The 25,134-nt window shown below is 30.5% G+C and carries 25 protein-coding genes and 1 tRNA gene; 9 read left to right on the top strand and 17 right to left on the bottom strand.

Annotated features, from left to right (window positions below):
* Window positions 1-65 precede the first annotated feature (65 nt).
* Entirely contained in the window at window positions 66-812 is a 747-nt protein-coding gene (locus H9W90_RS00295; RefSeq protein ID WP_187482500.1) for an electron transfer flavoprotein subunit beta/FixA family protein, read from the bottom strand.
* Window positions 813-1,032: 220 nt separating this feature from the next.
* Between H9W90_RS00295 and H9W90_RS00290 the strand changes: the two genes are divergently transcribed.
* The 4 genes from H9W90_RS00290 to H9W90_RS00275 all read left to right on the top strand — a co-directional run bounded on the left by H9W90_RS00290 (window position 1,033) and on the right by H9W90_RS00275 (window position 6,369).
* On the top strand, window positions 1,033-2,013 hold the full coding sequence (locus tag H9W90_RS00290) for a pyruvate dehydrogenase complex E1 component subunit beta (RefSeq protein ID WP_187482499.1): 981 nt from the start codon (window positions 1,033-1,035) through the stop codon (window positions 2,011-2,013).
* 177 nt (window positions 2,014-2,190) lie between these two features.
* On the top strand, window positions 2,191-2,718 hold the full coding sequence (locus H9W90_RS00285; protein WP_088353936.1) for an inorganic diphosphatase: 528 nt from the start codon (window positions 2,191-2,193) through the stop codon (window positions 2,716-2,718).
* Window positions 2,719-2,838: 120 nt separating this feature from the next.
* A complete protein-coding gene (locus tag H9W90_RS00280; protein WP_187482498.1) occupies window positions 2,839-5,280 on the top strand; it encodes a sodium-translocating pyrophosphatase in 2,442 nt (813 codons plus the stop codon).
* Window positions 5,281-5,361: 81 nt separating this feature from the next.
* Window positions 5,362-6,369, top strand: coding sequence for an App1 family protein phosphatidate phosphatase (locus H9W90_RS00275; protein ID WP_187482497.1), 1,008 nt, complete (start codon window positions 5,362-5,364; stop codon window positions 6,367-6,369).
* Between the two features lie 57 nt (window positions 6,370-6,426).
* On the opposite strand, the gene H9W90_RS00270 is transcribed toward H9W90_RS00275, so the two are convergent.
* The 3 genes from H9W90_RS00270 to H9W90_RS00260 form a co-directional block, all read right to left on the bottom strand.
* The gene (locus H9W90_RS00270; protein WP_187482496.1) at window positions 6,427-6,588 is read right to left on the bottom strand and encodes a DUF1328 family protein; all 162 of its coding nucleotides are present in this window, start codon (window positions 6,586-6,588) and stop codon (window positions 6,427-6,429) included.
* 184 nt (window positions 6,589-6,772) lie between these two features.
* Window positions 6,773-7,222 (bottom strand): ferritin-like domain-containing protein, encoded by a 450-nt coding sequence (locus H9W90_RS00265; RefSeq protein ID WP_187482495.1) that lies wholly within the window; start codon window positions 7,220-7,222, stop codon window positions 6,773-6,775.
* Window positions 7,223-7,383: 161 nt separating this feature from the next.
* Complete coding sequence (locus H9W90_RS00260; protein ID WP_187482494.1) at window positions 7,384-7,818, bottom strand: hemerythrin domain-containing protein; 435 nt, start codon at window positions 7,816-7,818, stop codon at window positions 7,384-7,386.
* Window positions 7,819-7,972: 154 nt separating this feature from the next.
* Here H9W90_RS00260 and H9W90_RS00255 point away from each other — a divergent pair, with 154 nt between their 5' ends.
* Window positions 7,973-8,998, top strand: coding sequence for a helix-turn-helix transcriptional regulator (locus tag H9W90_RS00255; RefSeq protein WP_187482493.1), 1,026 nt, complete (start codon window positions 7,973-7,975; stop codon window positions 8,996-8,998).
* Between the two features lie 90 nt (window positions 8,999-9,088).
* On the opposite strand, the gene H9W90_RS00250 is transcribed toward H9W90_RS00255, so the two are convergent.
* From H9W90_RS00250 to H9W90_RS00210, 9 genes are all read right to left on the bottom strand, one after another.
* Window positions 9,089-9,289 (bottom strand): hypothetical protein, encoded by a 201-nt coding sequence (locus tag H9W90_RS00250; protein ID WP_187482492.1) that lies wholly within the window; start codon window positions 9,287-9,289, stop codon window positions 9,089-9,091.
* Between the two features lie 23 nt (window positions 9,290-9,312).
* Entirely contained in the window at window positions 9,313-9,660 is a 348-nt protein-coding gene (locus tag H9W90_RS00245) for a hypothetical protein (RefSeq protein WP_187482491.1), read from the bottom strand.
* A 3-nt stretch (window positions 9,661-9,663) separates the two neighbouring features.
* Complete coding sequence (locus H9W90_RS00240) at window positions 9,664-9,996, bottom strand: YtxH domain-containing protein (RefSeq protein ID WP_187482490.1); 333 nt, start codon at window positions 9,994-9,996, stop codon at window positions 9,664-9,666.
* 109 nt (window positions 9,997-10,105) lie between these two features.
* The gene (locus H9W90_RS00235) at window positions 10,106-10,957 is read right to left on the bottom strand and encodes a 5-oxoprolinase subunit C family protein (RefSeq protein ID WP_187482489.1); all 852 of its coding nucleotides are present in this window, start codon (window positions 10,955-10,957) and stop codon (window positions 10,106-10,108) included.
* On the bottom strand, window positions 10,950-11,681 hold the full coding sequence (gene pxpB / locus H9W90_RS00230; RefSeq protein WP_187482488.1) for a 5-oxoprolinase subunit PxpB: 732 nt from the start codon (window positions 11,679-11,681) through the stop codon (window positions 10,950-10,952). The genes H9W90_RS00235 and pxpB overlap by 8 nt, the downstream gene beginning before the upstream one ends.
* A complete protein-coding gene (gene pxpA, locus H9W90_RS00225; protein WP_187482487.1) occupies window positions 11,674-12,402 on the bottom strand; it encodes a 5-oxoprolinase subunit PxpA in 729 nt (242 codons plus the stop codon). Before pxpA ends, pxpB begins: the two co-directional genes overlap by 8 nt.
* Window position 12,403: 1 nt before the next feature.
* Window positions 12,404-13,630: an Nramp family divalent metal transporter gene (locus H9W90_RS00220; protein WP_187482486.1), complete on the bottom strand. Its 1,227-nt coding sequence runs from the start codon at window positions 13,628-13,630 to the stop codon at window positions 12,404-12,406.
* Between the two features lie 87 nt (window positions 13,631-13,717).
* Complete coding sequence (pckA, locus tag H9W90_RS00215) at window positions 13,718-15,328, bottom strand: phosphoenolpyruvate carboxykinase (ATP) (RefSeq protein ID WP_187482485.1); 1,611 nt, start codon at window positions 15,326-15,328, stop codon at window positions 13,718-13,720.
* Between the two features lie 85 nt (window positions 15,329-15,413).
* The gene (locus tag H9W90_RS00210; RefSeq protein ID WP_187482484.1) at window positions 15,414-15,794 is read right to left on the bottom strand and encodes a DUF423 domain-containing protein; all 381 of its coding nucleotides are present in this window, start codon (window positions 15,792-15,794) and stop codon (window positions 15,414-15,416) included.
* 73 nt (window positions 15,795-15,867) lie between these two features.
* Here H9W90_RS00210 and H9W90_RS00205 point away from each other — a divergent pair, with 73 nt between their 5' ends.
* Complete coding sequence (locus H9W90_RS00205) at window positions 15,868-17,235, top strand: saccharopine dehydrogenase family protein (RefSeq protein ID WP_187482483.1); 1,368 nt, start codon at window positions 15,868-15,870, stop codon at window positions 17,233-17,235.
* On the opposite strand, the gene H9W90_RS00200 is transcribed toward H9W90_RS00205, so the two are convergent.
* From H9W90_RS00200 to H9W90_RS00185, 4 genes are all read right to left on the bottom strand, one after another.
* Window positions 17,236-17,904 (bottom strand): tRNA1(Val) (adenine(37)-N6)-methyltransferase, encoded by a 669-nt coding sequence (locus H9W90_RS00200; protein ID WP_187483899.1) that lies wholly within the window; start codon window positions 17,902-17,904, stop codon window positions 17,236-17,238.
* Window positions 17,905-18,025: 121 nt separating this feature from the next.
* Window positions 18,026-18,110: transfer RNA gene (locus H9W90_RS00195), tRNA-Ser, on the bottom strand.
* Window positions 18,109-18,633 (bottom strand): ribosome maturation factor RimM, encoded by a 525-nt coding sequence (rimM, locus tag H9W90_RS00190; RefSeq protein ID WP_187483898.1) that lies wholly within the window; start codon window positions 18,631-18,633, stop codon window positions 18,109-18,111. The genes H9W90_RS00195 and rimM overlap by 2 nt, the downstream gene beginning before the upstream one ends.
* Before the next feature lie 19 nt (window positions 18,634-18,652).
* The gene (locus H9W90_RS00185) at window positions 18,653-19,198 is read right to left on the bottom strand and encodes a 30S ribosomal protein S16 (protein ID WP_088353913.1); all 546 of its coding nucleotides are present in this window, start codon (window positions 19,196-19,198) and stop codon (window positions 18,653-18,655) included.
* A gap of 440 nt (window positions 19,199-19,638) precedes the next feature.
* Between H9W90_RS00185 and H9W90_RS00180 the strand changes: the two genes are divergently transcribed.
* The 3 genes from H9W90_RS00180 to H9W90_RS00170 all read left to right on the top strand — a co-directional run bounded on the left by H9W90_RS00180 (window position 19,639) and on the right by H9W90_RS00170 (window position 25,003).
* Window positions 19,639-20,088 carry a ferritin-like domain-containing protein gene (locus H9W90_RS00180; protein WP_187482482.1) on the top strand — a complete coding sequence of 150 codons (450 nt, stop codon included), beginning with the start codon at window positions 19,639-19,641 and terminating at the stop codon, window positions 20,086-20,088.
* A 216-nt stretch (window positions 20,089-20,304) separates the two neighbouring features.
* Window positions 20,305-24,645, top strand: a complete 4,341-nt coding sequence (gene dnaE / locus H9W90_RS00175) for a DNA polymerase III subunit alpha (protein WP_187482481.1) — start codon at window positions 20,305-20,307, stop codon at window positions 24,643-24,645.
* A gap of 1 nt (window position 24,646) precedes the next feature.
* A complete protein-coding gene (locus H9W90_RS00170) occupies window positions 24,647-25,003 on the top strand; it encodes a hypothetical protein (protein ID WP_187482480.1) in 357 nt (118 codons plus the stop codon).
* The last annotated feature ends 131 nt before the right edge of the window (window positions 25,004-25,134 follow it).

Raw genomic sequence — 25,134 nt, 5'->3', positions numbered from 1 at the left:
TTAATCTGTGTAATTGTTAAACTGCAAACGTTTAAATTAATAAATGCTTAAACAGTTACACATTTTTAAATCACTTTTGCTTCGTTATGTAATAAGTTAATTAACTCATCTATATTGTCTGCATCTACTAATTTTACAGCTCCTTTTGGCGCTGGTTTTTCAAAAGATTGAATCGTTGTATTTGCATCTGTACTAGTTGCTTCTACAACTTGTAATGGTTTTTTACGAGCCATCATAATTCCTCTCATATTAGGAATTCTTAAATCAGACTCTTCTACAATTCCTTTTTGACCTGCAATTACAATTGGTAATGAAGAACTTAAAGTTTCACTTCCTCCATCTATTTCTCTTGTTGCAGAAACGTTTTCTCCATCTACTTCTAAACCTACACAACCATTTACAAAGTTGAAATCTGTTAAAGACGCTAACATTCCAGGAACCATTCCTCCATTATAATCGATAGATTCTCTTCCTGCTAAAACTAAATCGTAACCTCCGTTTTTTACAACTGCAGCCAATTCTTTTGCTACTAAAAAACCATCTGTTGGTTCTGTATTTACACGAATTGCATCATCTGCACCAATTGCCAAAGCTTTACGTAATGTTGGTTCTGCAGTTGCATTACCTACATTTACAACAGTTACAGTTGCGCCTTGTTTTTCTTTAAACCACATTGCTCTTGTTAGACTAAATTCGTCATAAGGATTAATTACAAACTGTACTCCATTTGTATCAAACTTTGTATCATTATCTGTAAAATTAATTTTTGAAGTGGTATCAGGCACATGACTAATACATACCAATATTTTCATAAATTCTATTTTTTAGTTCGTTTTATTGTCAGCGAAATTACGGCTTTTTTTTAAATTTACTATGCATGCATAGTAAATTTTTTAAAAAATTAACACTTTTCGAAAACGATTGCGAAATAAATAGCGAATATTTCTAACACTTTGTACAATTGTGTTTAAAAAAATGACAATTAATTCCTTACTTTTGCAAGTGAAAAATAACAATTACAATTTATCATAGATGAAGACAGTTCAATTCAGAGAAGCAATTTGCGAAGCAATGAGCGAAGAAATGCGCAGAGATGAAAGCATTTACTTAATGGGAGAAGAAGTTGCCGAATATAATGGTGCTTACAAAGCTAGTAAAGGAATGTTGGATGAATTTGGCGAAAAAAGAGTTATAGATACTCCAATTGCTGAATTAGGTTTTGCTGGTATAGCAATTGGTTCTGCCATGAACGGAAACAGACCTATTGTAGAATATATGACGTTTAACTTCTCGTTGGTAGGAATTGATCAAATTATAAATAATGCAGCTAAAATTAGACAAATGTCTGGTGGACAGTTTAATTGTCCAATCGTTTTTAGAGGCCCAACAGCTTCTGCTGGTCAATTAGGAGCAACACACTCACAAGCTTTCGAAAACTGGTTTGCAAATACTCCTGGTTTAAAAGTTATTGTACCATCTAACCCATATGATGCAAAAGGATTATTAAAAGCAGCCATTCGTGATGACGATCCAGTTATTTTTATGGAATCTGAACAAATGTATGGAGATAAGATGGAAATTCCTGAAGGAGAATATATCATTCCTATTGGAGTTGCAGATATTAAAAGAGAAGGTACAGATGTAACTATTGTTTCTTTTGGTAAAATTATTAAAGAAGCTTACAAAGCAGCTGATGAATTAGCTAAAGAAAATATTTCTGTAGAGATTATAGATTTAAGAACGGTTCGCCCAATGGATCATGATGCTATTTTAACTTCTGTAAAGAAAACAAATAGATTGGTTATTTTAGAAGAAGCATGGCCATTTGCTAGTGTATCTTCAGAAATTACATATAGAATTCAAGATCAAGCATTCGATTATTTAGATGCACCAATTAAGAGAATTACTACTGCAGATACACCTGCACCTTATTCTCCTGTTTTATTTGAAAAATGGATTCCTAATGCAAACGATGTTATAAAAGCTGTTAAAGAAGTAATGTATAAGAAATAGCTTTCAAATTTTTTTTTTTTAAAAGAATCCTATCCATTTTTGGTTAGGATTTTTTTTTTGAAGATAAATAATAGACGTTTCGAAATCAATTGCGTAAATTAATCAATATAAGACTATCATAGAATAGTATAGTTTCACTATTTTTGACCCCGAATTTAAACATGAAAAAAGATAACCATGAGCGAGCACAAAACAAAGACTTTTGATGTATTAATAGAAATCCCTAAAGGAAGCAGAAATAAATATGAATATGATTTTGAATTAAATAAAATTCGTTTCGACAGAATGCTATTTTCTTCAATGATGTATCCAGCAGATTATGGTTTTGTACCAGAAACTTTAGCTTTAGACGGAGATCCTTTAGATGTTTTAGTTTTAGGGCATGAACCAACTTTTCCAATGTGTGTTATTGAAGTAAAACCAATTGGTGTTTTTCATATGACTGATGAAAAAGGACCAGATGAAAAAGTTATTTGCGTTCCTGTTTCTGATCCTATTTGGAATAAGAAAAATGATTTATCAGATTTAAACCCTCATAGGTTAAAAGAAATTGAGCACTTTTTTAAAGTATATAAAGATTTAGAAAAGAAAAAAGTAGATGTTGGTGGATGGGGTAATGCAGATGAAGCATGTAAAATTTTTAAAGATTGTGTTCAAAGATATGAGAATAGTGAGCATAAAAAGAACGGTAATTTTACTATTTAGACAGTAAAAGTCTTAAAATATTATCAACCTCTTAAAATTAAACATTTTAAGAGGTTTTTTATTTCACTTTGATTTTCTTACTTTTACCGCCGTTTTAAACTAATCAAATTAAATAAATATATGGAATCATTAATGATTTGGATGCCAATTGCAATGGCTATTTTAGGTTTAATCTACATGTGGATTAAACAATCTTGGGTAATGAAACAAGATGCAGGTGATGGTAAAATGAAAGAAATTTCTGATTACATCTATGAAGGAGCCTTGGCTTTCTTAAGTGCAGAATATAAATTGCTTGCAATTTTTGTAGTTATTGTAAGTGTTGCACTTGCTGCAGTGTCTTTTATTGTACCAACAACACACATTCTAATTGTTGTTGCTTTTATTTTTGGAGCTGTTTTTTCTGCTTTTGCAGGAAATATAGGAATGAAAATAGCTACTAAAACAAATGTAAGAACTACTCAAGCTGCAAAAACAAGTTTACCAAATGCTTTAAAAGTATCTTTTGGTGGAGGAACAGTTATGGGACTTGGAGTTGCTGGTTTAGCCGTATTAGGCTTAACATCGTTTTTTATCTTTTTCTTCTGGTATTTTATGGGAAGTGAATGGACTTCTACAATGGATATGACAATAGTTCTTGAAACTTTAGCAGGTTTTTCTTTAGGTGCTGAATCTATTGCTCTTTTTGCAAGAGTTGGTGGAGGAATCTATACAAAAGCAGCAGATGTTGGTGCAGATTTAGTTGGTAAAGTAGAAGCAGGTATTCCTGAAGATGATCCAAGAAACCCTGCTACAATTGCAGATAATGTTGGAGACAATGTTGGTGATGTTGCTGGTATGGGAGCAGATTTATTTGGTTCTTACGTTGCAACTGTTTTAGCTGCAATGGTTTTAGGTAATTATGTAATTAAAGATATGGGAGGAAGTATTTCTGACGCATTTGGCGGAATTGGACCAATACTTTTACCAATGGCAATTGCTGGTGCTGGAATTATTATTTCTATTATTGGAACTTTATTAGTTAAAATTAAAGATAATAGCGCAAAAGAATCTCAAGTAATGGGAGCTTTAAATAAAGGAAACTGGACTTCTATCGTATTAGTTGCACTTTCTTGTTATGGGTTAGTAACTTGGATGTTACCAGAAACTATGACAATGGAATTTTTTGGTGAAGGATTACAAGAAATTTCATCATTAAGAGTTTTCGGCGCAACAATTGTTGGATTAATTGTTGGAGCTGTAATTTCTTCAGTAACGGAATATTATACAGGTTTAGGTAAAAAACCAATCTTAAAAATCGTTCAACAATCGTCAACTGGAGCAGGAACAAACATTATTGCTGGTTTAGCTACTGGTATGATTTCTACTTTTCCATCAGTATTACTATTTGCTGGTGCAATTTGGGCTTCTTATGCTTTTGCAGGTTTTTACGGAGTTTCATTAGCTGCTTCTGCAATGATGGCAACAACAGCTATGCAATTAGCAATTGATGCTTTTGGACCAATATCAGACAACGCTGGTGGTATCGCAGAAATGAGCGAACAAGAACCAATTGTTAGAGAAAGAACAGATATTTTAGATTCAGTTGGTAATACAACTGCTGCAACAGGAAAAGGTTTTGCAATCGCTTCTGCTGCATTAACATCTTTAGCTTTATTTGCAGCTTACGTTACTTTTACAGGAATTGATGGTATTAATATCTTTAAAGCACCAGTTTTAGCAATGTTATTTGTTGGTGGAATGGTACCAGTTGTATTTTCTGCTTTGGCAATGAATGCTGTTGGAAAAGCTGCTATGGAAATGGTACAAGAAGTTAGACGTCAGTTTAGAGATATTCCTGGAATTATGGAAGGAACTGGAAAACCAGAATATGATAAATGTGTAGCAATTTCTACTGAAGCTTCTTTAAGAGAAATGATGTTACCTGGTTTATTAACTATAGGTTTCCCATTAATTATTGCTTTTGCTCCTTTAGCATTTGGAATGGATAAATTAGCTATCGCTGAAATGTTAGGTGGTTATATGGCTGGTGTTACAGTTTCTGGTGTTCTTTGGGCAATTTTCCAAAACAATGCAGGTGGAGCTTGGGATAATGCAAAAAAATCTTTTGAAGCTGGTGTAGAAATTGATGGAGAAATGACATACAAAGGTTCTGAAGCTCACAAAGCTGCCGTAACTGGAGATACTGTTGGAGATCCTTTTAAAGATACTTCTGGACCATCAATGAACATTTTAATTAAACTTACATGTTTAATTGGTTTGGTAATTGCACCTATTTTAGGTGGACATGCTATTGAAGAAAAGCGCACTGAAACCATAGAAGTAGAATTGATAAAAAATAATACAACTGCGCCCACTAAAGAAGTTGCTAAAGTTGAATTAAAAAGTAAAAACTTCGAAATTAAAAGAGATGTTACTATTGAAGTAAATCCTGATAATGAAAGTCTTGCTCAAGCAACTGTAGTAATTACCAAAATGATTGATGGTAAAGAAGTTGTTGTAACAAAAAAAATTGAAGGAACTTTAAAAGAAGTTGAAAAGAAAGCTGAAGAGATTCAGTAATAATTCTAGATAATATATTTTAAAAAGCCACAATTTATTGTGGCTTTTTTTTATGCTTTTAGTATCTTGTAAATAAAAAAAATGGGTTTATTTAGTAAAGATTCTCTACAAGTTATTGTGTTTCAAAGTTATGGCACAAATAACCATTTTTACTCAAGGGGAAGAGCTTTAGAGGATGAAAAAATAAATTTAAAAAGCAGTAATTTTTTTAAACTAATTCTAAATTCTTGGAAACGTTTTGAAACTGATGAAATAAAAAATACAGCTCTAACAATTACATTTTCTAACAATTATAAAATAAATACTAAAACTGACAATAAAGGCTATTTTATTGTTGATGAGAAAATAGAAAACCTTACTAATTTAACAAACAATGAAGATTGGCTTCACTTTACAGTTTCATATACAAATACAAATGTAGGTAGAGCAATAAATAACAAAAACAGATTTCCTGGAGAGTTGTTAATTCCTTCTAACAAAGTAGAATTTGGTGTTATTAGCGATATAGATGATACTATTTTACACACAGGAGTTGTATCAAAATTAAAATGGAGACTTCTTATTAATACCTTTTTTAAATCACCAGAAAAAAGAAAAGCATTAGAGGGTACTTCAGAATTTTATAGTTTATTGCATTTAGGAAAATCTGGTAAAAATGCTAATCCTATATTTTATGTGAGTCATAGCCCTTGGAATCTATATAAATATTTAGAGGTTTTTTTAAAGAAAAACAACTTTCCTAAAGGTGCAATTCTTTTAAGAACTGCTAGTAACATATTCAAAAAGAAGTCTTCGGCAGAGAAACCTCAAAAACAAAAAGAGATTGTGAATATTTTAAAAACATATCCTCATTTAAATTTTATTTTAATTGGTGATGCTGGAGAAAAAGATGCAGATATTTATATGGAAGTTGTTTCTAATTACCCTAATAGAATTAAAGCAATTTATTTAAGAAGTGTAAAAAGCTCTAAAAGGATGAATAGAATTAAGAATCTGATTAAAAATTACACTGAAACTTCTTTTTTATTGGTAGATTCTAGTAAAGAGGCTATTAAACATGCAAAAGAAAACGGATTTATAAGAGCATAAAAAAAACTACTTAAAAATAGTTTTCAAGTAGTTTATATATTTTATTCTTCTAGTAATCTATATTTTTTTTCTTCCACTGATAAGTGATAATAAGAAAAGAATAATAAATACAACAAAGATAATTTTAGCAATTCCGGCTGCAGCTCCTGCAATTCCTCCAAATCCTAAAACCCCTGCTATTAATGCGATTATTATAAATGTAATTGTCCAACGTAACATAGTTTAAGTTTTTAATGGTTAATAATTAAATAGTTTAATTAACTATTTCTTACACTACAAATTTAAAGACTTTATAGAAATCTATTTAACTCGTATACATTACTTTTTGACTCAAATAAAGTGATTTACATAAAAAAGCTGCCTTAAAAGACAGCTTTTCATTAATCAACCAACCAAAAAATCTCTAGTGAATATCCTCTAAAGATTTAATATTATATAAGCCGTTCTCAATTTTATTTTTTTGAGACTCTAGTAAAGATTTTGTACTAGAAGGTAAACTAGTTTCACTAATTACTTCTTCATATTCTTTTACGGCTGTTTTTTCTCCTCTAATTGCTTCTTCTAACATAGACTCTTCATCATCTAAAGAGAACAATGCTTTTATATCCATCCAAGCTCTGTGTGCAGAACCTGCAACGCTTCCTCCTTTATCTATTTCTTGATTATAAGTTCTAATTTCTTCTTTTAGTTCATGACCAAAAGAATATCTTTCTTGAGCTTTGGACTTAAAATAATTTTTTAACGCTTGATTCTCTATGTTATCAGCAGCTTTTTTAAATCCTTTTTCTGCATCATAGGTTTTTTCTAAAAGTTCGTTTAGTTTCTCTCCTACTTCTTCTGTGTAAGTACTCATTTTATTACTATTTTAAGTGAACGTTTATTTGTTTTATAGATGTCAAACGATTTACATCTTTAATTTTAAGTAACTTGTTTAAAATTTAAATACTGTTAACAGTAAACCCTTTTCTTTAATTCATAAGACTAGTAGTTTTACTTCTTTGATTTGCATTATTATTATAAATTATCATTCATGTGTTTTGTATAACTTTTTGCCAAAGTTTCTTTCTGGCTTTCATTAAATACTTTTCCTGCTAACTGAAAAAACTTATGCTCTTCATCTTCTAAATGATGTTCTACTTTCTCTTGCAATTGCTTTGCTATTTTTAACCAAGCAGAAGAGTCATAACCTGTTTCTTCTAATTTTTCTATTAATTCATCTATTTCATGATGCTCTGCAATACCATGCCTCGCTTTTTCTTGCATCATGTCATTACTAATCAAAGGTTTGTAAAAGTGTCTTTCTTCTGCATTTGCATGAACTTCTAACTCGTTTTTTAATTCTTTAAAGAGTGTATTTCTTTTTTCTGTATCACCAGAAGTTTCTACAAGTTTGCTTAATAAACTTCTTTGTTTATCATGATCTTTTCTTATTTCTTCAAAAATGTTCATTTCTTTATATTTAATATTTACACTCAAAATTACTAATAGATGAACATCTTATTTTGCTCAATAGGTAGAATTCTTAACTTATATAATAATTTTTAAACTATATTTACTTTTAGTTTAATAGCTTATTTTTTGTTTATTAATATAATTTTCCTCCATGATAGAAATTGAAATAGTTGCTGATAGTGATAAAGATTTATTAGAACAAATTAGAGAGAATATTGGAGGAACAATAACCAGTAATTGGAGTGAATGCATTCTTGAAATTAACAATGAATATGCTACAGGAAAAATGAGGTTTATTCCTTTTGATTGGGGAGTAAATTTATTAGATTTTGATATTACACTCCACAAAGAATTTATTTTTAAAATACAAGCTGTACCAGAATACAATCCTTTACGTTTCTTGTATCCTTCAGTAGGTAACATAAAACATAGATTTGGTGTTGAAAAAACAGAACATAAAGTAGAGCAATTTCAATCTTTAATATTCACAAATAAAACTAGTGGATATAACTATTTGCATTTTCCTAAAAATGAACCTTTAGAAATAAACCTTATTGAAATTGTAAGAAAGAAATTTTTAAAGAAAAGGACTACAAATGTGTCTACTTTAAACAAAAAATTACACGAAGTTTTTGTTGATACTGATCATGATTACAGATTTGCCAATTACGGAACAATGAATCTAAAAATGGCAGATCTTATTAAAAGACTAAAAAAAGTTAAGGGTAAAGGCATGTTGCGTATTCTTAAAGTTGAGGCAAAAGTTTACGAAATATTATCTGTACACATACAACAACACAATAGGCTTTTAGAGGGTGTTCCGTTACCAACTTCTTTAATTAAAAGTGAGTTAAAAACGGTTCGTAAATTTGGAAATAGTATCGTGAAAAATCCTGCTAAAGAATACACATTAGAAAAACTTTCTACAGAATCTGGATTAACACAAGCTAAATTACAAGATGGTTTTAGGTTTTTATATAACAGAACTGTTACTGAATATATAAGACATATTCGTTTAGAGTCAGCAAGAGATTTGTTAAAAAATACAGATTTAAATGTTTCTCAAATTGTATATAGTATTGGTTTTAGCAGCAGAAGTTATTTTTCTAAAATATTCAAAGAAAAGTACGACATAAGTCCAAATGAATTTAAAAAGAAAGCGTTGGTAGTTTCTTAAAAAACAAAAAAAAGCCTTGATATTATAAAATACCAAGGCTATTAATCAACCAACCATTATAACACTGTTTCTAAAAACAGCGCTACAATTTTATTTAAATATTTTTTTTACCAATAGCAAAACTCCGTATTTACTTGCAAATTTAAAAACGCTTTGCAACATACTCAATGGCCTTAAGCTTTCTTCAAAATCGCTTTTTACAATTTTAAGTTCTTCTAAAGCTATTTTTCTTTCTAATGATAGTTTTTTTAAGTCTCTATCTATTTCTTCAAAGTTTTGATAATTTTTCATCTTTTTAATTTCCTTAAAACTGATTAATTAAAAAATTTCTTGGACATTTTAGAAACAACTTTTCTATCGAAAGACTTCCTAAAAGCCAAAAGCAACAAAGAAAAAATTATTATACATAACCCTACGCACAAATACCCTAAAGCCATATTGTCTAAATATTCACCCAAAGCTATTGCTCCAGAAAAAGCTACGAAAATAAATCCCAAAGACACCAAACCACCTATTACTAATAGTTTAGCGAACATAGCAATAGATAAAGTTGTTAGTTGAAACGCCTTTAACTTTGTATATTCATAAGATTTAGAAACAAATTCTTTACTTGCATCTGTACCTTTGTCTGCAGAATTACTAAAATTTTCGAATATGCTCATGTATTAGACTGTTTTTTGTAATTTTTTATTTTTATCTTTTAATTCTTTCAATTTTTTCTCTAAAGTAGTAATTACATCTTCTGCCTTATGGCTTACATTAGAAACTACACTCTCTAATTGTGTGTCTAAACTTTCTTTTTTATCTACCATTGTAGAAGAAACTTGATCTTTTAATTCTACTGCTCTTTCTGCAATTTTATCTTTTGCTGCTAAAGCTTCATCAGAAATTCTTTGTCTTGTGTTTATACCTTTATCAGGTGCAAATAAAATTCCTAAAGTTGCTCCTATTACTGTTCCTGCTAATAATCCTACTACTGTGTTACTGCTATTACTCATCTCTTTATTTTTAGTGATTAAACTTAAATTCTAAAGTACTAAATTAAGTACAGTACAAATATAAGCTTATTATGAAATAGTACTTGACTCAAAAAAAACAAATCTTGACTCAAATACTTTTTATTATAAATTTTAGTTTCTGATGTGTTGTTTTTTGAGCTAATTTATTAATAGCATATCCTGTGAGTTGTAGAACTCTTGGGTAACCACCAGTAACTTGGCAATCTCGCATTAAAACAATTAATTTCCCAGAAGGTGTTAATTGAACTGTACCTGGCAAAACTGCTGATGTTAAAATTGAAGGAATGTTGTTCTCAATTAACTCATTTAAACGAATTCCCATTCTATTATTATCGTTAGAAATTGTAAAAATATTTTCTAATAATTGTTCTTTTTGATGATCTTTTAACAACTCAAATTCTGGTCCTTCGTAACAATATATATCTTCTGAATTAAAATGTGTTTCTTTTATTTTTATTGCTGAATTTGATGTTTCTAAACCGCTTTTAAAAGTCGTAATTGGTAAAATATCTCCTTTCTTTATAATGATTTGGTTTGTTATATTTTGATAAAAACTTCTACTTCCTAAAACTTTTTTCGTTAAAAAACCATCTTTTACTGCCAAGTAACATCTTGCTCCAAAATTTATTTTTCCAAAACTTAAAACGTCTTTTGTATTGATTTTTATTCTTGAATTTAGTTGAATTGGCTTGTTATTTATTGTTGCTGAAAAATCGCCACCAGAAACACAAATAATAGTTTCTACTAAAAATTCTAATTTACAACCACCAAAAGTAATTTCTAAAAGTGCGTCTTCTAAAGAATTATTTAAAATACTATTTGCTACGTCTGCAGCATAACTATCCATAACCCCAGAAACAGGAACGCCATTTTGCGCAAAACCAACTCTACCTCTATCTTGTATTGAGGTATAAAAACCTGCTTTTAAAACTCTAATCATTTAGCAAAGTTTTAAAGATTATATAGTTGTTTTCTGCAATTTCTTTTTCAGTTTGATAAAACTCTTCTAAAGAAATTGGTTTGAATTTTATTTTATCGCCAGCTTTTGCAAAACACGGATTATCGTTTTTTATGTTGAAAAAATGAATAGGAGTTCTTCCAATAATATTCCAACCTCCAGCAGATACTTCTGGATAAACACCTGTTTGTTTTCCACCAATTGCAAGGGCTCCTTTTGCTACTTTTAATCTTGGATTGGGTTTTCTATCGAAATGTAATTGTGAATCTAACCCTCCTAAATAAAGAAAACCTGGTAAAAAACCTATAAAGAAAACTGTGTATATTTTTTCTGAATGTAATTTAATTATTTCTTCAATGGTAAGGTTTGATTTTTCGGATATTTCTTTTAAATCAATCCCGAATTCTAAATCGTAACAAACAGGAACTTCCCAGAGAAATTTTTCTGTTTTTTGAAGTTTAAAATCTTGTTTATAAATTGATTTTAAACTTTCAACTTCATCAGAATAATTAGATATTTCATTTGTATATTTTAAAGTTAAAGAATTGTAACCTATTATAAAATCTGCAACTACTATTGATTTTTCTTTTTGAATTTTCTCTTTAAATAGGATAATATCATTCAGAATTTCTTCATCTATAATTGCTTGCCATTCAATTAAAATCGATGCATTTCCAAAAGGTTTGTATGTTGGTTTTTTATGCAATTTTAATTCCTTCTTTTTTTAGTTTTTCGAATAAGTATTCTAATATTGAAACTGCATTTTTATTATCTCCATGAATACAAAAAGTATCTGCTTTTATAGTTTTAAGTTCTCCTGAAATGGTTTTTACCTTTCCTTTATACATTGACAAAACATGCTTAAAAACGTCTTCTTTATCAGTAATTAAAGCATTTTCTTTGTTTCTTGAAACCAAAGTTAAATCGTTATTGTAATTTCTATCCGAAAAAACTTCATACTTTATTTTTATGCTTTTTTCAATCGCTAACTTTTCAATAACTGAATTATAAGGGACATATAAAAAAACATCTTTACTATATTTTTGAATAGATTTCAAAAAAACTTTAGCAACTTTTTCATCAACAGCAATTAAATTATACAAAGCTCCATGAGGTTTTATGTGATGTAGTTTTTCATCAACCAAAGCCAACCTATTTATAAATAATTTTAATTGATTTTCGATACTTTTTTGAAGCGCTTCATGGGAAATGTTCATTACTTTTCTTCCGAAGTTTTTTGTGTCAGGAAAAGATGGATGTGCTCCAATTAATACCTTATTTTCGATTGCTAATTGTATGGTTTTATCGATTGTTTCTGCATTTCCAAAATGACCTCCACAAGCAATATTGCAAGACGAAATATGTGGCATTAATAAATGCTCATTTTCAATTCCTTCTCCAACATCACAATTTATATCGATTTTCATTTTAAATAAGATTAAAGACTTTTAAGATACCTTTTGCTCCTAAAAATATGGTAATTGCTAAAATTACAAAACCGATAATATTCTGCGTTTTAGAATTTATATAATTGCCTAAAACAGATTTTTTATTCATAATCCACAATAAAATTCCTGCAATTACTGGTAACAACATTCCGTTTGCAACTTGCGCAAACTTTATAATATCTATTGGTTTTATTCCGATTGAAGAAAAGAAAACTCCTAAAACTAAAATGATAATCCAAACGCTTCTAAATTTCCTGGATTTTAAACCTCCACTCCAACCTAAACAACCTTTGGCAACATAAGCAGCAGCTAAAGGTGCTGTAATTGCAGATGTTATTCCTGCTGCAAATAAACCCAAAGCCAAAAAATACTTTGCAAATTCGCCATACAAAGGCGCCAAACCTTTTGCCAAATCTGCTGCGTTTGTTATCTCGCCAAATGGAATTGCAGCTGCAGAAACAATAATTGCCATAGAAACCAAGCCTCCTAAAATAATAGAAATGATGGTATCTTTTCTTGCCAATTTTAAATCTTCGGTTTTATTCCACCTTTCTTTTACTAAAGAAGCGTGTAAAAACAAATTATAAGGCACAACAGTTGTACCAATTAAACCAATAACTGTTAGTAAACTTTTCTCTGGAAATCTCGGAATAAAGAGTCCTTTTAAGATTTCTAAAATGTCTGGTTTTGTAACTATTGCAGTTATTAAAAAGGAAACACTCATCACTAAAACAAGTGTTACCAATGCTTTTTCAAGAAACTTATAATTTCCAATATATAAAAGCACAAATGCAATTACACCAATTACAGAACTCATTAAATTGATAGAAATATCGCCAAAATTTAAAATCGATTTTCCAAAAATAGTTTCCAATCCTAAAATTCCTCCACTGATATTTCCTGCTTCATAAGATGCATTTCCAACCACAATTGCAGCTAAAATTAACAGCGTTACAAAGTGTTTTAAAAAAGGAATTTTAATTTCTTCCCTAATAACTTCAGACAATCCTTTTTGAGAAATAATACCCAATCTTGCTGCCATTTCTTGTAAAAAAATGGTTGCAATAATAGACAACAACATTGCCCACAATAAATTGAATCCGAAATTTACACCAGCCAAAGTACAAATTGTAACAGTTCCTGGGCCAATAAAAGCGGCTGCCACTAAAGTTCCTGGACCAATGTTTTTAAACCAATTTTTTATCATAAATTATAAAGTTGATTAAATATACTCTAAAAATAAAAAAACACCTCAAAATGAGGTGTTTTAATGAGGGAAAATAAAGATTTTCTATTAAAAAGCATAACGTTGAGGACCTCCTCTACGAATATCTTCGCTTGCTATTTCTTCAAATTGTGTAAAATTATGTCTAAAAGCATTCGATAATTTAAATGCTGTTTTATAATATGCTTCATCATCATTCCAAGTGGCTCTTGGACTTAATAATTCTGTTGGAACTCCTGGACATGTTCTTGGTTGTGCAACTCCGAAAACAGAATGAATATGATAATCTTCGTATCTATAGCTTCCTAAATCTCCATTTAAAACAGCAGTAATCATTGCTCTTGTATATTTTAAAGGCATTCTTCTACCAACTCCATATTGGCCTCCAGACCAACCTGTATTAATCAACCAAACATTTACTCCAGCATCTTTCATCTTTTTGCTTAACATTTCTGCATATCTTGTAGGATGTAAAGGCATAAAAGGTGCTCCAAAACACGCAGAAAAACTTGGTGTTGGTTCTGTAACTCCTGCTTCTGTTCCTGCAACTTTTGCTGTATAACCAGAAATAAAATGGTATGCTGCTTGGTTTGGCGTTAACTTCGAAATTGGAGGCAAAACTCCAAAAGCATCTGCAGTTAAAAAGAAAATATTCTTTGGATTTTTACCAATTGATGGTTCTTTAATATTATCTATATGATAAATTGGGTAACTAACTCTTGTATTTTGTGTAATTGAAGTATCTGCAAAATCGATAACTCCTTTATCATCCATCACAACATTTTCGAGAATTGCTCCTTTTTTAATGGCTCCAAAAATTTCTGGTTCTTGTTCTTCCGATAAATTAATCACTTTTGCATAACAACCACCTTCAAAATTAAAAACAGTGTTTTCTGCAGTCCAACCATGTTCATCATCACCAATTAAACTTCTGTTTGGATCTGTAGATAATGTAGTTTTTCCAGTTCCAGAAAGTCCGAAAAAGATAGCAGTATCTCCATCTTTACCAACGTTTGCAGAACAATGCATTGGTAATGTATTTTTGAATACTGGAAGTATAAAATTCAACGCAGAAAAAATTCCTTTTTTGATTTCACCAGTATAACCAGTTCCACCAATTAAAGCTATTTTTTTTGTAAAATTTAAAATTGCAAAGTTATGTTGGCGAGTTCCATCTACTTCAGGATCTGCCATAAAACCTGGTGCGTTTACAACTGTCCATTCTGGAGAAAAATCTTTTAATTCTTCTGCAGTTGGTCGCAAAAACATATTGTAAGCAAACATATTGCTCCAAGGATATTCGTTTACAACCCTAATATTTAATTTATAATTTTTATCTGCACAAGCATACGAATCTCTTACAAAGATTTCTTTTCCTGATAAATAATCTGTCACTTTATTATAAAGCGCATCAAATTTATCTGAATCGAAAGGAAGGTTGATGTTACTCCACCAAACTTCATCTTTTGAAACGTCGTCTTTTACAATAAAACGATCTTTTGGAGATCGCCCTGTAAACTCACCTGTGTTTACGGCAATTGCTCCTAAAGAAGATGCTACTCCTTGTTTTTTTTCTAAAGTTTCGTTGTGTAATTCGTCTGAAGAAAGTTGATAACGAATTGTTGCATTTTTGATTCCTAGACTATTTAACGAAATCGATTTCGTATTTGTATCTACCATATCAATATTTTTTTGTTTTTAGTGTCTTGCAAAATTAAGCATTATTTTAAAACAGACTTCTTTTTAATTAAAAAATATCAAAATTTTATAATTTTCTACTTTTTTTTATGAATATCGCAATCATGGAAACCCAACCTATGATTAGAAAAAGACCACCTAAAGGCGTTACAAACCAAATCGATTTTGCTGAAACACTTGTTAATTGAATTAGATAAATAGAACCAGAGAAAAGTAAGATTCCAATAAAAAATAAATAGCTAATTGTGTTTTTTTGTTTTGATGAAAACCCTTCGTACATATTTACAATTAATAACACAATTACATGATACATTTGATAACGAACTGCTGTTTCGAAACTCAATAATTGATCTGCAGTTAATGTTTCTTTTAAAGCATGTGCCCCAAAAGCCCCCAAAATAATTGCCAACATTCCTAAAAAACAAGTGAAAATAATATTTTTAAACATTTTTAATGGTTTTTGTTAAATTTTAAACAATTAATGTATCTTCGTAAGAACACAAAAATACATCTTTTCATTTATGAAAAACATATTAATTATTGGTGCAGGTAAATCGAGTTCTTCTCTTATAAAATACCTTTTAGATAAATCTGAAGTAGAAAATCTGTTTTTAACTATTGGAGATATTTCAATTGATAACGCAACTAAATTAATCAATAATCATAAAAATGCGACTGCCATTATTTTTGATGTTTTTGATGAAAACCAGCGTGTAAAAGAGATTCAAAAATCTGATATTGTGGTTTCTATGTTGCCTGCAAGATTTCATATTGAGGTTGCTAAAGACTGTGTAAAATACAGTAAAAACATGGTTACTGCATCTTATGTTTCCAATGAAATGAAAGCTTTAGATACGCAAGTAAAAGAAAAAGGGCTCGTTTTTATGAATGAAATTGGTGTAGATCCAGGTTTAGATCATATGAGTGCCATGCAAATTATTGACAGCATTAGAGAAAAAAATGCAAAAATGTTATTGTTTGAATCTTTTACAGGTGGTTTGGTTGCACCAGAAAGCGATAACAATCTTTGGAATTATAAATTTACTTGGAACCCAAGAAACGTCGTTTTAGCAGGTCAAGGAGGAGCTGCAATGTTTATTCAAGAGGGAACTTATAAATACATTCCTTATCATAAATTGTTTCGAAGAACAGAATTTTTAAAAATAAACAACACCAAGTTTGAAGCCTATGCAAATAGAGATTCTTTAAAATATAGAAGTGTTTATGGTTTAGAAAAAATTCCTACAATGTACAGAGGAACTATTAGAAAAGTGGGTTTTTCGAGAGCTTGGAATATTTTTGTTCAGTTAGGCATGACAGATGATTCTTACATAATTGAAGATTCTGAAAACATGAGTTACAGAGATTTTGTTAATTTATTTTTGGCCTATTCTCCCTCTGATTCTGTGGAATTAAAACTACGTTCTTATCTAAAAATAGATCAAGATGATATTATGTGGGAAAAATTAATTGAACTTGATATTTTTAATCCTAAGAAAAAAATAGGCATTAAAAATGCAACGCCCGCAAAAATGTTACAACGTATTTTAGAAGATTCTTGGACGTTACAAGAACATGATAAAGATATGATTGTAATGCAACATTTGTTTGGTTATGAAATTGATGGCGAAAAGCATCAAATTGAGAGTAGTTTAGTTGTTCTTGGAGAAAATCAAACGTATACAGCAATGGCTAAAACTGTTGGTTTACCTGTTGCAATTGCTACTTTAAAAATATTAAAAGGAGAAATAAAAACACCTGGAGTTCAAATTCCTATTTCTAAAGAAGTGTATGAACCAATTTTAAAAGAATTAGAAAAATATGGAATTAAATTTATTGAAAAAGAAACCACTTATTTAGGATACAATCCTAATAACGTAATTGGGTAATTACATTTTCAAATAAAAATCTTTTACCAAATTAATATATTGTTCTGTGTATTGATGACGACCAGTTTCTATAATTAAATTTTCTTTTTTTATTTCTTTTTGCTCAAATGAAAACTCTAACAAACTTCTTTTAATTTCTGATGTTTCATTTCCTTGAACTCGACAAACTCTATTTAAAAATAAGTTATTTTCTTTGGCTAAATTGATAAAACTAACTTCTTCTTTAAAAGGAATAATGGTTGCAAAAGTTCCGTTTTCTGATAAAATTTTAGCAACTCCAATAATTAATTCTTCAAAAGATAAAGACGAAGTAAAACGTGCTTTGTTTCTTGATTCGTTTTCTGTTTCAAAATCGTCATTATAAAAAGGCGGATTCGTTATAATTAAATCGTAGGTTTCTTCTTCCACCGAAATTTCTTCAGCAAATTCTTGAAAAGTTGCATTGTAACAATACAAACGATCTCCCCAATCCGATTGCTCAAAATTCTCTACAGATTGTTCATACGCATTTTCATCAACCTCAACAGCATCAATTGTCATAGCATCCGAACGTTGTGCAATCATTAAAGAAATTACTCCTGTTCCAGAACCAATATCTAAAATTGTATCAGGATACTTATCTACAGCACACCAAGCACCTAATAAAACGCCATCTGTACCAATTTTCATAGCAGTTTTATCTTGATTGATAGTAAATTCTTTAAACTTGAAAATTGAACTCAAAATTAAATATTATTTTAAATGAAAAATTCTGCGTTATATCTCGCAGAATTTTGTTTAGTTTTCTTTGCAGAAAGGAAGGGATTCGAACCCTCGATACGTTGCCGTATACACGCTTTCCAAGCGTGCGCCTTAAGCCGCTCGGCCACCTTTCTATAAATAAAGTTCTATTAATCCATCTGGAGTTTCAACCTCTATTCTTTTGTTTTCTCTGTCTACTTTTTTAATAAAATCATCTACCATAGGAATAAAAATTTCACTTCCTTCTCTATCGATTTCAAAAAGTGGTTGTGCAGCTTTATCGTTTATATGAACAATTTGCCCGACTTCGCCAAAATTAGCGTCAACTACAGTAAAACCGATAACTTCATGGAAATAAAATTTATCTCCAGTAAGTTCTGGCAACATTGTAGAAGGTAAATAAACACTACTTTTTAAAATAGCATCTGCTTCTTCTTCAGAGTACACATCTTCAAACTGAACACGTAACTGATTTCCTTTATGAAGCGAACTTTTTTCAATAAAAAATGGAACCAAATTTGCGCCAAATTCGACGTAAACTGATTCCATTTCTGTGTACAACTCAGGTTCGTCTGTATCTAATTTGATAACAACTTCACCTTTAAAACTATATTTTGTAACAATTCTGCCTAAATAAAAACAATCTTCTTTACGCATAATCGTAACTAATTTATAATTATTCTGCTGCTTTTTCTTGCGCTTCATCAATTGTTTCTGGAGCCGCTTCTTCAGCAACTTCAGTTTCTGCTGCTGGTTCAGCAACCTCTTCAACAACTGGTTTTGCAGCTTCAATTCTAGCTTCGTTTACAGCTTTTTCTGCTGCTAATGCTTTCGCTTTAGCTTCAGATTCAGCTTTAGATAAACCTGCTTCTTTATCAGCAATTTTAGCTGCTTTTTCCTCTACCCAAGCTGCAAACTTTGCATCTGCTTGTTCTTGAGTTAAAGCACCTTTTCTAATACCACCAACTAAATGATTCTTTAACATTGCACCTTTGTAAGATAAAATGTTTTTTGCAGTATCAGTTGGTTGAGCACCGTTTTGTAACCATTCTACAGCTTTATCAATATCTAAATCGATAATTGCAGGGTTAACGTTTGGATTGTAAGTACCAATTTTCTCAAGGTATTTACCATCTCTTTTTGCACGAGCATCAGCGGCAACGATCCAATAGAATGGTTTACCTTTTTTACCGTGTCTTTGTAATCTGATTTTTACAGACATAATTTGTTAATTTTTTGAGGTTCTCGACCTCGATTATTAAAAATCTTACTATCTCGTAGTAAGTGGGCGCAAAAATACAAAAACCTTTTGAAACAAAAACCCTAATTTTCAACATTTTTTTGGGCGTTTTAACGGGCTATCACTACTCGCTTTTTTTATTCTGTATTTACTTAAGTATCTGCTAATTCAAAGAACAATCAATTTTTGAGAAAATATAGAATAATTTTAGCAGAAAAGAACTCAAACAAACCGTTCAATCCCTAACGCGCTCACTCAACTTGATAAAACTCTTAAAAAAATACTAAAATTCAAATGAGTCAAGAATCAAATCTTTTGCACTAATGTAAACTCTGTATCTTCTCTAAATTTGTAGTATCATAAGATGTGAGACAATACGCATCTCAAAACAATTTATTGGAATTTAAAATGAAAATGATATTATGAAGTACACAGAAAAAATTTCGAACAAATTAAACGAATTATTAGAAAAGAACTACGATGCAGAAAAAGGATACTTAAATTCTGCTGAAAATGTAGAAAGTGCAAAACTTAAAATTTTCTTTAAAAACAGAGCTTCTGAAAGAAGTATGTTTGCGAAAGATTTAAGAACAGAAATCTTGTCTTATGGGCAAATTCCAGAAGACGATGGTTCTTTTAAAGGAACAATGCACAGAAATTGGATGACTTTAAAATCTTTATTTAGTTCTAACGACGAAGAAGCGATTTTAGAGGAAGCCTTAAGAGGAGAAAAAGCAAGTTTCGAAGAGTATGAAGAAATCTTAAAAGAAGAATCTTTTGCACCTTCAACAAGAAAAATGTTAGATGAGCAAAAATTAAAAATTCAAGCTGCTATTAACTCATTAAAGTTAGAAGAGCATTTAGCATCATAATTTAAAAAATTATTTCAGTAAAAATTAGTTAGAACTATTTTACTTTAAGAAAGTCAATCCTTAATTGGATTGACTTTTTTTTGTTGATAAGTACACATAAATTAACAGGCATAAATCTCTTATGTTTTTGTATTTTTAACCTCCCAAAAAACAGTACTAAATAATTATTTTAGTGTACAATTAAAGATTTCAACAATTACGTAATTAGAAGATAATATGTACTTAATTTTCGATACAGAAACCACAGGTTTACCTAAAAGTTGGAATGCTCCAATAACGGATACAGACAACTGGCCAAGGTGTGTGCAAATTGCTTGGCAATTGCATGACGAAATGGGAAATGTATTAGAACACAACGATTTTCTTGTAAAACCAGAAGGTTATAATATTCCTTATGATGCTGAAAGAATTCACGGAATTTCTACAGAATTAGCAGAAGAAAAAGGAATCGATTTAGACGAAGGTTTGCAATTATTTAATGAAGCTTTAGGGAAAACAAAATTTATTGTTGGGCAAAATTTACAATTCGATATTAATATTATGGGTTGTGAATTCCATAGATTAGGAGTCGAAAACAACTTAACTTCCCTCCCAGTTTTAGATACTTGTACCGAAAAAACGGCATTAATGTGTCAGATTCCTGGAGGTCGTGGAGGAAAATTTAAATTACCAACTTTAACAGAATTACACAATCATTTATTTGGTGTTGGTTTTGGTGAAGCACACAATGCAACTGCCGATGTTGAAGCAACAACACGTTGTTTTTTAGAGTTAATTCGTTTACGAGAATTTACCAAAGAACAATTAGATGTAGATGAAGATTACTTCAAAAATTTCTCGGAAGAAAACCCAAAACCTATTCAGGTAATTGGTTTAAAACATATTAATCTTAAAAAAGAAAGCGAACAAATTCGCCAACGTCTTGAGAAGTTAAAAGACACTGCAGATACAAAATCGACTTCTGCTGGTTTGGCGGAATTAAAAGATGTAAAATTTGCACATTTACACAATCACACGCAATTTTCTGTGTTACAATCTACCATGCAAATTGGTAATATTGTAAAAGCTGCTGCCAAAGATAACATGCCAGCCATTGCAATGACAGATACTGCAAATATGATGGCGTCTTTTCATTTTGTAAGTGCGATTTTAAATCATAATAAAAACACAGACAACCCAATAAAACCGATTGTTGGTTGTGAATTTAATGTATGTGGAGATCATAAAAATAAGTCCGTAAAAGACAATGGTTATCAGGTTGTTTTGTTAGCTAAAAACAAAAAAGGATATCACAATTTAGCGAAAATGTCTTCCATCGCTTTTGTGGATGGCTTTTACTACGTTCCAAGAATCGATCGAGAAATCATCAAAAAATATAAAGAAGATATTATTGTTTTAACTGGAAACTTATATGGTGAAGTTCCAAGTAAAATTTTAAATCTCGGAGAAAAACAAGCTGAAGAAGCTTTGCTTTGGTGGAAAGAGGAATTTAAAGACGATTTATACATTGAGTTGATGCGCCACAATCAACAAGATGAAACCATTGTAAATGAAACTTTATTAAAATTTTCTAAAGCACACGATGTTAAAATTGTTGCGACAAATAACACCTTTTATTTAGAGAAAAAAGATGCAAATGCACACGATATTTTACTGTGTGTAAAAGATGGTGAAAAGCAAGCGACACCAAAAGGAAAAGGTCGTGGTTATAGATATGGTTTGCCAAATGAGGAATATTATTTTAAATCTTCGGATGAAATGAAAACCTTATTTGCAGATTTACCAGAAGCGATTATCAACATTCAAGAAATTGTAGATAAAATTGAAATTTTTACGTTAGCAAGAGACGTTTTATTACCTGCTTTCGATATTCCTGAAGAATTTTTATTCGAAGAAGATAAACTCGATGGTGGAAAACGTGGAGAAAATAAATTCTTACGTCATTTAACGTATGTTGGTGCAGAAAAAAGATATGGAGAAATCACAGAATCCATCAGAGAACGTTTAGATTTTGAGCTTTCCGTAATTGAAAAAACAGGATATCCTGGTTATTTCTTAATTGTGGAAGATTTTATTCGAGAAGCCAGAAATATGGATGTTGCTGTTGGCCCTGGACGTGGTTCTGCAGCAGGTTCTGTAGTAGCATTTTGTTTATGGATTACAAACATCGACCCAATAAAATACGATTTACTTTTTGAGCGTTTCTTAAATCCTGAACGTGTTTCAATGCCAGATATCGATATTGATTTCGATGATGAAGGTCGAGGAAGAGTTATGGATTATGTAATTGATAAATATGGCGCAAATCAAGTGGCGCAAATTATTACCTATGGAACCATGGCTGCTAAATCTTCTATTAGAGATACTGCTAGAGTTTTAGATTTACCACTTTTTGAAGCCGATAGAATTGCAAAATTAATTCCTGGAATTAAACTAAAAAATATTTTTGGTGAAGATGCCAAAAGTAAAGGAAAAGTTGCTGCTTTACGTGCAGAAGAAAAGCAATTAGTAGAAGAATTAAAACATATGTCTTTTGGAAACGATTTAGTTTCTGAAACCATTAATAAAGCAACCATTTTAGAAGGTTCTGTTAGAAATACAGGAATTCATGCTTGTGGTGTAATTATTACGCCTGGAGATATTACAGATTATGTTCCTGTGGCTTTGGCAAAGGATTCAGACATGTATGTTACTCAATTTGACAACTCTGTTGTGGAAGACGCAGGTTTGTTAAAAATGGACTTTTTAGGTTTAAAAACGTTGACTTTAATTAAAGACACCGTTAAAATTGTAAAGGCAAAACATGGCGTAATATTAGATCCAGAAACGTTTCCTTTAGATGATGAACCAACTTATGAGTTGTTCCAAAGAGGAGAAACTGTAGGTATTTTCCAATATGAATCTCCAGGAATGCAAAAACACATGCGTTCTTTAAAACCAACAGTTTTTGCAGATTTAATTGCAATGAATGCCTTGTACAGACCTGGGCCAATGGAATATATTCCGTCTTTTATTAATAGAAAACACGGAACAGAAGATATTGAGTACGATTTACCTGCCATGGAAGAATATTTGGCAGAAACTTACGGAATTACAGTCTACCAAGAGCAAGTAATGTTACTCTCGCAAAAGTTGGCAGATTTTACCAAAGGTGAAGCCGATGTTTTACGTAAAGCAATGGGTAAAAAACAAATTGCGGTTTTAGATAAAATGAAACCAAAATTTGTAGAACAAGCTGCTGCAAATGGACATGATGCAGAAAAATTAGAAAAAATTTGGAAAGATTGGGAAGCATTCGCAAGTTACGCATTTAACAAATCGCATTCTACTTGTTATGCTTGGATTGCTTACCAAACCGCGTATTTAAAAGCACATTATCCTGCTGAATATATGGCTTCTGTACTTTCGAATAACATGAAAGATATTAAAGCCGTTTCATTTTTTATGGAAGAATGTAAACGAATGGGATTGGAAGTTTTAGGTCCAGATTTAAATGAATCTTTTCTAAAATTCTCTGTAAATAAAGAAGGTGCTGTTCGTTTTGGAATGGCGGCTGTAAAAGGTGTTGGTGCTGCTGCAGTTAGAGCAATTATTAAAGAACGAGAAGAAAACGGAAATTATACCTCCATTTTCGATTTGGCAAAACGTGTAGATTTACGTGCTGCAAATAAAAAATCGTTTGATAGTTTAATAAAAGCTGGTGCTTTTGATTCTTTTACAGATACACACAGAGCACAATATTTTGCGACTGACGAAAAAGGAGTTACCTTTTTAGAGCGTTCTATGAAATTCGGAAGTAAGTTTCAAGAAAACGAAAATTCTGCACAAGTTTCTATGTTTGGCGAAGCTTCTACTGTGCAATTTCCTGAACCAGATATTCCTGAATGTGAAACTTGGGGAACTATGGAACTTTTATCACAAGAAAAAGAAGTGATTGGAATTTATATTTCTGCACATCCTTTAGATGATTTTAAAAATGAATTAAAATTTTGCAACGCTTCATTAAAATATTTCAAGGCAGATTTAGCAAAATTTGTAAATATGAATTTGGCTTTTGCTGCGATTATTACAGATGTGCAACACAGAGTTTCTAAAGCTGGTAAAGGCTGGGCAATGTTTACGATGGAAGATTATGGAGATAGCCATGAGTTTCGAATTTTCGGCGAAGATTATTTAAGAATGAAACACTTTTTAGTTCCAAATTCTTTCCTTTTTGTACGTTGTACAATTCAACCAGGTTGGACGAACAAGGAAACTGGAGTTGCTGGAGAACCAAGATTGAAATTTACAGAAATGAAATTGTTGCACGATATTATGGACGAGCTTTGTAAAAAAGTAACCATTCAGATTCCACTAAACGAAATTAAAGAAGACACCATTTTAAATTTAGAATCTATTTTAAAAAATTCGCCTGGAAAACAAGGTTTGAATTTTACAGTTTGGGACGAAAAAGAGAAATTAGAAGTGAGTTTGCCAAGTAGAAATACAAAAATTCATATTACGAACGAGTTGTTGGCGACTTTGGAGAGTCAGCAGATTCAATTTAAGTTGAATTAAAATGCTAACTAATTATGAAAATAGTTTAGATTTATTAGAGTATTCTAATAAACACAAGCTATATATCAAACTCATAAAACAGTTGAATAAAGATTTCAATTTGGCAAATTTTAATTTTCATCTTTCTGAAGATAGTAATCCTATAGATTTAAAAACAACTCTTAACAAAGCTGTAAAAGATTTATTGATAAATGATTCTAATACATATAACGCACTTTTATATAGAGTTGATGTTTCTGAAGAAGCCTTAAGAATAAATAAGTCGATAGATGTTGATAGTCATTCTGAATATGTAACTTTTTTAATACTAAAAAGAGTATGGAAAAAAGTGTGGTTTAGAGAAAAATATAAGAGCTAATTGAAATTTACTTTGATTGTAAAATTTTTTATTTGATTTTAAAATAATCTCAAACTATATTCATTCTTAATAGTCGATAAATAAAAAGTTTGTTTTCTAAATATCAATTAAGCCTTATTTTTGCAGCTTAT

Source organism: Polaribacter pectinis, from assembly GCF_014352875.1.
Lineage (GTDB): Bacteria > Bacteroidota > Bacteroidia > Flavobacteriales > Flavobacteriaceae > Polaribacter > Polaribacter pectinis.
Note: the sequence above shows the minus strand (reverse complement) of the source record. Positions and strands in the feature narration are given on the sequence as shown.